The following is a 7,953-nucleotide window of genomic DNA, read 5'->3' as shown; positions in this document are numbered from 1 at the left end:
ACATCGAAGCCTTTGGTGAGAATACAGTTCCCTATCAGCGACGGCGGGTATTGCCCAGCCGTGTCAGCGGTGAACTGCCGTTCAACATCAAGTCTCCTCGCTACGATGCCTACCATCGAGCCAAGTTGGGCTTCCCACAATTTGTATGGCAAACAATTATCCGCAGCTACATTGCACCAGATAGAACGCCGACCGCAGGTAACCCGGCTCTATTCCTAGATATGGCAAGAGGTATCAATCCTCAAGGCAAATTGCCTCAACGGATTTCAGCCATGAACATTGATATCGAAAGTACAGTTCCCTATCGCAAAAGATAGATAGACTTAACAACTGTGAGAGAGCGGGAACTGTCGTCCATTCATAGGCAGTTTCCGCTCTTTAAGTTTTATAGCGGTTCTCCCTCACGGTCACTAGATTCTGACTTCAGAAGCCAGGAGAGTTTTGTGACTCTGACTCCTAGCTTCTGAATTCTAACCAAGGAGTTGTAACTCATTCATTGGGAAATTGCTATAAACCAGTTCAGATTAAGCACATTCATCATTTTCTGGGCTAAACCCTAGTTCTAGAAGGGCTTTATGAATTTTTGCTTTCGATGGGCGGATTTTTGGTGCCGTTAATCCTAGTTCTCTGGCAGTTTCAAACAGTTCCCGCATGATTAAATCCAGAGAGCTATCATCGGTGTCTTCCGGGAGATTCTCAATTCTACCTTTATAGGCTAAAGTATACAACTCTAGGTGATGTTTTCCTATGACTCTAGCCATTTTCCTCAAGGTCTCAGGTGTCGGGCAGGTGCCCTTAAAGCAAGCCCCACGCAGCCTCGGTTGCGGAATCCCAGACAATTCAGCCAGATGGTTCATGCTGATCCCCTGCTCTTCCAGGTATTGAAGAATTAATTGCCCTAGGGGAGAACAGTCTTCCGATTTTATTTGCAACCTTGCTGGCATTGGTTTGGAATGAGGAAAATGATTACTAACTTAATATCTGATTCCCAAAAAGCATTTCAATGGGTTTTGGATCAGATTTAGAGGATGTTTTAAAGTCTTTGTTCTTGACATAAAAAAGTGACTAAAAGACCTTGCCTACACTCCTAAATAATCCAATTTGATGGCTGGAGTGGCTGGTCGTCATCAAGGCTTAATGTATATTACTGTAAACAAAAATCTGGAACCGTTCACACAGTTATCCGTCGCCGCAGGATGGTGAGGAGGGTGGTAAAGCTTTCTGGTGGCGGGGCGATGGCGCTAATCCAGTGACCAGACTGCGGGTGTTGGAGCTGCAATTTCCAAGCATGTAAGGCCTGACCGGGTAAGTTAACACCGACGAAGCGACCAGAACTGTAAACCGAGTCCCCCACGATCGGATGCCCCATTTTGGCGCTGTGGACTCGAATTTGATGGGTACGCCCGGTCTCTAGTTGAAAGTGCATCAGAGTATAGTTCCCTAGGCGTTCTTCGATGCGCCAGTGGGTGATGGCCCGTCGCCCGCCTGCGGATTCTGGCACCACGGCCATTTTCTTGCGGTCAATAGGATGACGACCAATGGGAAAATCTAAGCTGCCGCTGTTGGTTGCCGGAACACCATAGACAACCCCCAAATACTCCCGTCGAGCTGTTTTTGCTTTCAGTTGAGCCTGAAGATGATGATGGGCTTGATCGGTTTTGGCGATCGCGATCGCACCGCTAGTATCTTTGTCCAAGCGATGGACAATTCCAGGGCGTTGTACGCCGCCAATGCCGGGTAGGTGGGGACAATGGGCTAACAGAGCATTGACAAGGGTACCACTGGCATGACCCGGTGCTGGATGCACTACTAAGCCAGCGGGTTTGTTGACAATCAGCAGGGCGTCATCTTCGTAAAGAATCTCTAGGGGGATAGCCTCTGGCTCTAGACTCAAGGGTTGGGGTTCGGGAATGGCGACCTGTAGCCGATCCCCCGCTTGAATCCCTACCTTTTTCGAGGTACACACCTGACCATTGACCCATACCTGCCCCTGTTCAATTAACCGCTGGAGGTGCGATCGCGATATATCCGGTAAACAATCGGCGAGATATCGATCTAGGCGATCGCTGGCATCCGTGACTTGCCATTCAATTACTGGGATTGTCATTCCTATCGTTCATTCAATTGAGCACTGCTTCGATTATGCGCTGGCGACAGGGCAGCGTTAAAATCCAGAAGACAACGAAGGTATATAAGCATGCCCACTCCCCTAGTTGGAACCCCTCTACAATGGTCTGTCGTAGGGCTATTGAGCCTCATTTGCCTGTCAACCCCAGCTTGGGCTGCCAAGCCTGAACAAGTGCAGCAACTGTTGGCAACCAAACACTGTCGGGGCTGTGATCTGCGAGAGGCAGCCCTACAAGGTGCCAATTTGGCAGGGGCGGATTTAGAAGGCGCAAATCTGGAAGCTGCCGATCTGCAACAGGCTCACTTGAGTGGTGCATCCCTGACCAGTGCTCGACTGTTAAATGCCAACCTAGCAGGGGCAGACCTCAGCGGGAGTAACCTCAGTCAAGCCAACCTCATGACCGCCAATCTCCAGCAGGCGCAATTACCATCTGCCAACTTAAAAACGTGCCAATCTGCAACAGGTGAATTTAAAAGGAGGGCAACCTCAGCCATGCCCAGATGGATGGTGCCAATTTAACAGGAGCGAATCTGCTCAACGTCAACCTCAGTCAGGTCTCCGCAGTGGCGACCAACTTCCGTCGGGTCAACCTTAAGGGAGGGAACTTGACCGCCAGTAACCTGAGAGGGGCGAATTTGAGAGGGGCAAATTTGGCAGGGGTGAACCTGCTCCGCACCATTCTAGAAAATGCTAATCTTGCCCAAGCGAATCTCCAAGGTTTGTTCTTGAGTGACACTAACTTCAGTCGTTGTGATTTACAAGGCGCAAATCTTCGGGGGGCTGTGCTGGCGGCAACGGAGTTAAGTCGTACCAACCTTAGTAATACGGATCTCAGTGGCCTGAATTTGCGGGGGGCAAATTTGAACAACAGTAACCTCACAGGCGCAAATCTGATGGCTACAGATCTGCGTGCAGTGAATCTTACCCTAGCAGTGCTCACCAAGGCCAATCTGAGTAATGCCAAATTGAACAATAGCTACCTGTACGGCACCAACCTGGAGGAGGCGAATCTCATGGGTGCTGACCTCAGTAAAACCTATCTCCGTCGTGCCCAAATGCACCGCGCCAATCTGAGTAATACCCAGCTCCAACAGGCTGATCTGAGAGGGGTAGCCGCCGTTGAGGCTACCTTCAACAATGCCCAGTTACAGGAATCGATTCTAGTTAGCGCTGATCTGCGGGGGGCAAATTTCCAGGGAGCCAACCTCAGTGGTGCTGACTTGCGAAATGCAGTTTTGTTAGGCACCAGCTTTCAGGGAGCCGTCTTGCAAAATGCCAAGGTGGAGGGGGCGATTGGTCTTGTTCGGTAAGCCTGGAGTTCAGTAATGAGCAGCAACGATTGGACTCTTTGGGTTCGCCTATACTAACCCCCATGATCATTGACCCTGCTTTTTATCTAGGCATTGACTTTGGCACCTCGGGAGCCAGAGCTGTGGTCATGGATGCCCACGAGCAGCAGTTGGCTGAAACCCGATACACCTTCGGCAACAATCGTGATAGAACTGCCACTTGGCGCATCGCCCTTTTTAGCTTAATCAGAGACTTTCCGACAGAACTTCGCAACCAGATTCGTGGGATCGCCATTGATGGTACCTCTTCCACGGTGTTGCTGTGCGATCGCGCTGGGAATCCTCTGGATCAGCCCTTACTCTATAACGATGATCGAGGGCAGGCTGTTCTCCCGACCCTCCAGAGGATTGCTCCCCCCGATCATCCTGTTTTGAGTGCCACCTCCAGTCTGGCTAAACTCCTGTGGTGGCAGCAGCAGTCACATTTTTCAGCGGCTCGCTATCTCTTGCATCAAGCGGACTGGCTGGCCTATTTGCTCCATGGTCAACTGGGGGTCAGTGACTATCACAATAGTTTAAAGCTGGGTTACGATGTCGTTCATTTCTGCTATCCCGACTGGTTGACCCGCTTGGCGATCGCTGATTTATTGCCTTCGGTTCGAGTCCCTGGAGAAGCGATCGCCCCCATCTTGCCATCCGTGGGTGAGGAGCTGGGCTTACCCCCTGACTGCCAGGTGTGTGCAGGCACCACCGATAGCATTGCCGCCTTTTTAGCCAGTGGGGCACAGGTGCCTGGGGATGCAGTCACATCCCTGGGATCTACCCTGGTGCTGAAGCTGTTGAGTCATATCCCCGTAGAAAACGCCCACTTTGGGATTTACAGCCATCGTCTGGGCGATCGCTGGCTGGTGGGGGGGGCTTCCAACACAGGGGGCGCAGTCCTACAACAGTTCTTTACCGTTGAACAACTCCAATACCTCAGCCAGCAGATTCCCACCCATCAGGAGAGTGCCCTCAATTACTACCCCTTGCTCAAGCCAGGAGAACGCTTCCCCATCAATGATCCCCAACTCCAGCCACGGCTTCAGCCGCGCCCCAGCAATGCCGTGACATTTCTCCATGGCTTACTTGAAAGCATGGCGCGCATCGAGGCCGAGGGTTATGCCCAGCTACAAGCGTTGGGTGCAACGCCTCTATCCTGTATCTACACAGCCGGAGGAGGGGCTGCCAATACTGCTTGGTCTCAGATTCGGGCTCGACAATTGGGCGTGACCTTCAGGCAGGCGGCATCTGGAGATGCCGCCTATGGTGCGGCTCTTTTAGCCTTCAGGGGTTGTTGATGGCTGTCCTAAGTTCAATGAGAGACGGGGGCAAACACCTGAAGATGAGATTTTCAGGCAGAATTATAAATTACTGTAAACAAATATAAAGAACTTGCGCTGATACCTAGAATTAGCTTTCATAATAAATCTTAGCTTTTGTCCTTAACAATTCTTGTAACTTAAACGGTGCCTCCTATGATTCGGCTACTTAAGAATCTCGTTGGTGGAATTTTTGCATTTCTCAGCGGCTTATTTAAACCCAAATCCAAGTACTTCATGGAGTATCAAGGGAGTTCTCCGTCTTCGGCGAAGTCCGTCGACCAGGATTCCAGTCAAAAGGTGGAAAAAGTTGTCAAACCTGCGCCCGTTGAGATGCCATCGGCTGCTCCTGTTGCTAAACCCCCAGCCGCAGCAGCACCCTTGGCAGCAACTGCCAAGACCCTTAACCTCCCTGCACCGACGGTATCATTTGCCCCCACCTACTTGAACCCGATCGAGAGTTCAAATGGGGGGCGTCGCAGCCCTGGTGCCAATATGACATCTTTCTTGGATATGGCTAGCAAACTCAATGCATCTAAGTAAATAGCGTCTCTGTGCTTGGTTCATCTGGAGTTAATGCGAAAGAGTTCACTCAAGTTTTTGAGTGAACTCTTTCGGAAAAATTGCAACTACTATTCGTATCGGTCAGTATGGTTCTTGGAAATCTGCTTGTTCGACCTGAGGCCGAACAAGCAGCAGGCTAGGCTTATGTTTGGTATCATTCAACACTTATGGTATTGCCTAAGTACTGAACTTATTAAGCTTCACTTACTTGAAAAATGATGGGATTTTCATCGCATACCTAACGGCGATCGCAGCTAGTTTTTAAGTATTTTCGATCACGGGCGGTAGCACAACTTTTTGGGCTATCCCTAAGCTTCTTAGAAGTTGAATTGACCACCACGTCATATCTATTTCCCACCATTTCCAGCCAGCTTTTGCCACATTAGGGTGAGCATGGTGGTTATTATGCCAGCCTTCCCCATAGGTCAGAATTGCTGCCCACCAAAGATTTCGAGAATTATCATTCGTGTAAAAGGTTCGGTACCCTCTTAGATGAGTTGCAGAGTTGATCAACCACGTACTATGCCAGAGCAAAACAGCCCTTAAGAACACGCCATAGATAACAAATGACCAACCGCCAATAACAAATAGGCCAACTCCCAGGGGAAGCTGTAGCAATAGAAAATAACGATTGAGCCAGCGATAGAAGGGGTCTTTGGCTAAATCCGGGGCAAATTGCTTATAAGCTTCGTACTCAAAAAAATCCCCCTGGGGGTAGAACAACCACAGCATATGACTCCACCAAAAACCTCGGCGAGCTGAGTAGGGATCTTTGTCAATATCTTCGGTGTGCAGATGATGCAGACGGTGTCCAGCGACCCAAAAGATCGGGCCACCTTGCAAAGCTAAAGCCCCAATCACAGCAATCACATACTCTAAAACCTTCGGTACCTGCAAACTCCGGTGGGTTAACAAGCGATGATACCCCAAGCAAATACCAATGCTGCCGAACAACCAGTGCAGAAATATCGTCACGCCCAAGGCTGACCAGGAAAAAAACCAGGGAGCCAACATCGCGATCGCATGCATTGAGCCGAAGAACACCACATTGGTCCAGCTCAGCTGGAGTGACGCTTCCTTGGGAGCCGTTTGAATTGAATTGGAGGTCATAACTATCCTTGATTGAGATGTCAGAGATCAAATTGCCTGATCCGTTATAGTTCCCTCGGCCCTCTGTAGACGGACTCAACCTTGCACCAGCGAAGAAAGCAGCTACAGTAAGAACAGGGAATGCAAGTAGCACTTACATTTTGTAGCTTAACAACGATTTCTTTTTTCTGCAAGTGACACTTGCATTTTATCTATGACGGCTCAACGACATCCCACTCGCCAGCGATTGATTCAAGCAGCGCTGGAGTTATTTGCGTCTCAGGGGGTAACAGAAACCACAACCAAGCAGATTGCAGAATTGGCAGATGTCAATGAAGTCACCCTATTTCGCCACTTCGGTAATAAGCATGGCCTGCTCCTAGCCGTGATTGAAGAAGCGGCTGTATTTACCCAGTTGGGGCAAACGCTGATTCAGCAGACTAGCCAGACCAGCAGTGTTTATCAAGCGCTCAAGGACTATGCAACCGCTTGCTTACAAGCATTAGAGGCGGTTCCAGAGGTGGTGCGCTCCGTTGTCGGCGAGGCCGGACAGTATCCCTCTGAGAATCGCGAAGCCCTGGGTCGGGGCTTCACCCAAGCTAATCGCTATGTTGCCGAATATTTTGCGACCGTGATGCAGCGAGGCCAACTGCACACCCATCTCGCAGCTGAAAAGTTAGCCAGTTTGCTGAATGGCATGCTACTCGGGTATGCCGTGATTGAATTTACCAGCGAATTCCATGAACTATGGCAAGATCGGGATGATTTTTTAGAGCATCTAGTAACGCTGTTTTTGCACGGGGCAGTGTCTCAGAATTCAGACGCTGGTGGAGAACCTGCGGATCTCGATAGACCCAAGTTAAGGGCGGCCAACATTGCTCCCGAAAAAGTTGCTGACTTACCCGCCCACTTAGTTCACACCCTCCTGCAACAGTCTAAAAAACTAGGGTTGCAAGAATATGCCGGGGTGTACCTCCTGTTTGCTGCCGGACTCAGTTCTCAGGAACTGATCCAACTGGAACGAACTCACCTTATTAGCAATACTCACCAGCAAATTTTACAGATTACCCCAGGAGCCATTCGCCAAGTTCCCGTCAATCAATGGATTTTAGGCAAGCGCTATGGTTCCTCCACAAACAATCCCCTCACTCGCTGGCTCAAAAGCCGTAAGGACAATCAAACCGCTCTATTTCTCAATGAGGCTGGGCAACCGCTCTCGGAAATTGAACTCCTTCAGCAATGGCAAGCCGTCACTGAAGGATACCTCACCCCGGCAGGTCACGCCCCTAGAATTGAACAAGCCCAGCAGACTTGGTGTGTGGAAATGTTGATGCGGGGAATTGCTTTAGAGGATCTATGTATTCTTTCAGGTTGGGACGCTAAACAACTACAGCCCTATGCTTCCAGAGCCAGGGAAAAGATAGCCCTAGAGCAAGCCCTGCGTCTGGATCAAAAAAACTAGCCAGGAGGTCACCCCCAACCCACAAAAATTAAGCGCTGCTGGCATAACTGTATGAGATCA

At 50.0% G+C, this 7,953-nt stretch carries 8 protein-coding genes and 1 pseudogene; 6 read left to right on the top strand and 3 right to left on the bottom strand.

Annotation, left to right across the window (positions count from 1 at the left end):
* Positions 1 to 317 (top strand): annotated as a pseudogene (locus DO97_RS24495) (phycobilisome rod-core linker polypeptide); the annotation flags it as partial.
* 207 nt (positions 318 to 524) lie between these two features.
* Here the strand turns inward: DO97_RS24495 and DO97_RS17550 are convergent.
* Both DO97_RS17550 and DO97_RS17545 read right to left on the bottom strand, forming a co-directional pair.
* Positions 525 to 944 carry a helix-turn-helix domain-containing protein gene (locus DO97_RS17550; protein ID WP_036535930.1) on the bottom strand — a complete coding sequence of 140 codons (420 nt, stop codon included), beginning with the start codon at positions 942 to 944 and terminating at the stop codon, positions 525 to 527.
* Between the two features lie 227 nt (positions 945 to 1,171).
* Positions 1,172 to 2,107, bottom strand: a complete 936-nt coding sequence (locus tag DO97_RS17545; protein ID WP_036535928.1) for an RluA family pseudouridine synthase — start codon at positions 2,105 to 2,107, stop codon at positions 1,172 to 1,174.
* A 90-nt stretch (positions 2,108 to 2,197) separates the two neighbouring features.
* Here DO97_RS17545 and DO97_RS21450 point away from each other — a divergent pair, with 90 nt between their 5' ends.
* From DO97_RS21450 to DO97_RS17530, 4 genes are all read left to right on the top strand, one after another.
* Positions 2,198 to 2,647 (top strand): pentapeptide repeat-containing protein, encoded by a 450-nt coding sequence (locus DO97_RS21450; protein WP_052128906.1) that lies wholly within the window; start codon positions 2,198 to 2,200, stop codon positions 2,645 to 2,647.
* On the top strand, positions 2,629 to 3,438 hold the full coding sequence (locus DO97_RS17540) for a pentapeptide repeat-containing protein (protein WP_052128905.1): 810 nt from the start codon (positions 2,629 to 2,631) through the stop codon (positions 3,436 to 3,438). Before DO97_RS21450 ends, DO97_RS17540 begins: the two co-directional genes overlap by 19 nt.
* 62 nt (positions 3,439 to 3,500) lie before the next feature.
* Positions 3,501 to 4,757 (top strand): FGGY-family carbohydrate kinase, encoded by a 1,257-nt coding sequence (locus DO97_RS17535; protein ID WP_036535927.1) that lies wholly within the window; start codon positions 3,501 to 3,503, stop codon positions 4,755 to 4,757.
* A gap of 177 nt (positions 4,758 to 4,934) precedes the next feature.
* On the top strand, positions 4,935 to 5,321 hold the full coding sequence (locus DO97_RS17530) for a hypothetical protein (RefSeq protein WP_036535926.1): 387 nt from the start codon (positions 4,935 to 4,937) through the stop codon (positions 5,319 to 5,321).
* Between the two features lie 282 nt (positions 5,322 to 5,603).
* On the opposite strand, the gene DO97_RS17525 is transcribed toward DO97_RS17530, so the two are convergent.
* The gene (locus tag DO97_RS17525; RefSeq protein WP_036535924.1) at positions 5,604 to 6,452 is read right to left on the bottom strand and encodes an acyl-CoA desaturase; all 849 of its coding nucleotides are present in this window, start codon (positions 6,450 to 6,452) and stop codon (positions 5,604 to 5,606) included.
* A gap of 193 nt (positions 6,453 to 6,645) precedes the next feature.
* On the opposite strand from DO97_RS17525, the gene DO97_RS17520 reads away from it, so the two are divergent.
* Entirely contained in the window at positions 6,646 to 7,893 is a 1,248-nt protein-coding gene (locus tag DO97_RS17520; RefSeq protein WP_036535921.1) for a TetR/AcrR family transcriptional regulator, read from the top strand.
* Positions 7,894 to 7,953: the final 60 nt, after the last annotated feature.

Origin of the sequence: Neosynechococcus sphagnicola sy1, from assembly GCF_000775285.1 — a bacterium.
GTDB classification, from domain to species: domain Bacteria; phylum Cyanobacteriota; class Cyanobacteriia; order Neosynechococcales; family Neosynechococcaceae; genus Neosynechococcus; species Neosynechococcus sphagnicola.
Note: the sequence above shows the minus strand (reverse complement) of the source record. Positions and strands in the feature narration are given on the sequence as shown.

Excerpts from the sequence above, each read along its gene's own strand:
- DO97_RS17530 (WP_036535926.1), top strand. The coding sequence starts at position 4,935 with ATGATTCGGCTACTTAAGAATCTCGTTGGTGGAATTTTTGCATTTCTC.
- DO97_RS17520 (WP_036535921.1), top strand. The coding sequence starts at position 6,646 with ATGACGGCTCAACGACATCCCACTCGCCAGCGATTGATTCAAGCAGCG.
- DO97_RS17540 (WP_052128905.1), top strand. The coding sequence starts at position 2,629 with ATGGATGGTGCCAATTTAACAGGAGCGAATCTGCTCAACGTCAACCTC.
- DO97_RS21450 (WP_052128906.1), top strand. The coding sequence starts at position 2,198 with ATGCCCACTCCCCTAGTTGGAACCCCTCTACAATGGTCTGTCGTAGGG.
- DO97_RS17525 (WP_036535924.1), bottom strand. The coding sequence starts at position 6,452 with ATGACCTCCAATTCAATTCAAACGGCTCCCAAGGAAGCGTCACTCCAG.
- DO97_RS17535 (WP_036535927.1), top strand. The coding sequence starts at position 3,501 with ATGATCATTGACCCTGCTTTTTATCTAGGCATTGACTTTGGCACCTCG.
- DO97_RS17545 (WP_036535928.1), bottom strand. The coding sequence starts at position 2,107 with ATGACAATCCCAGTAATTGAATGGCAAGTCACGGATGCCAGCGATCGC.
- DO97_RS17550 (WP_036535930.1), bottom strand. The coding sequence starts at position 944 with ATGCCAGCAAGGTTGCAAATAAAATCGGAAGACTGTTCTCCCCTAGGG.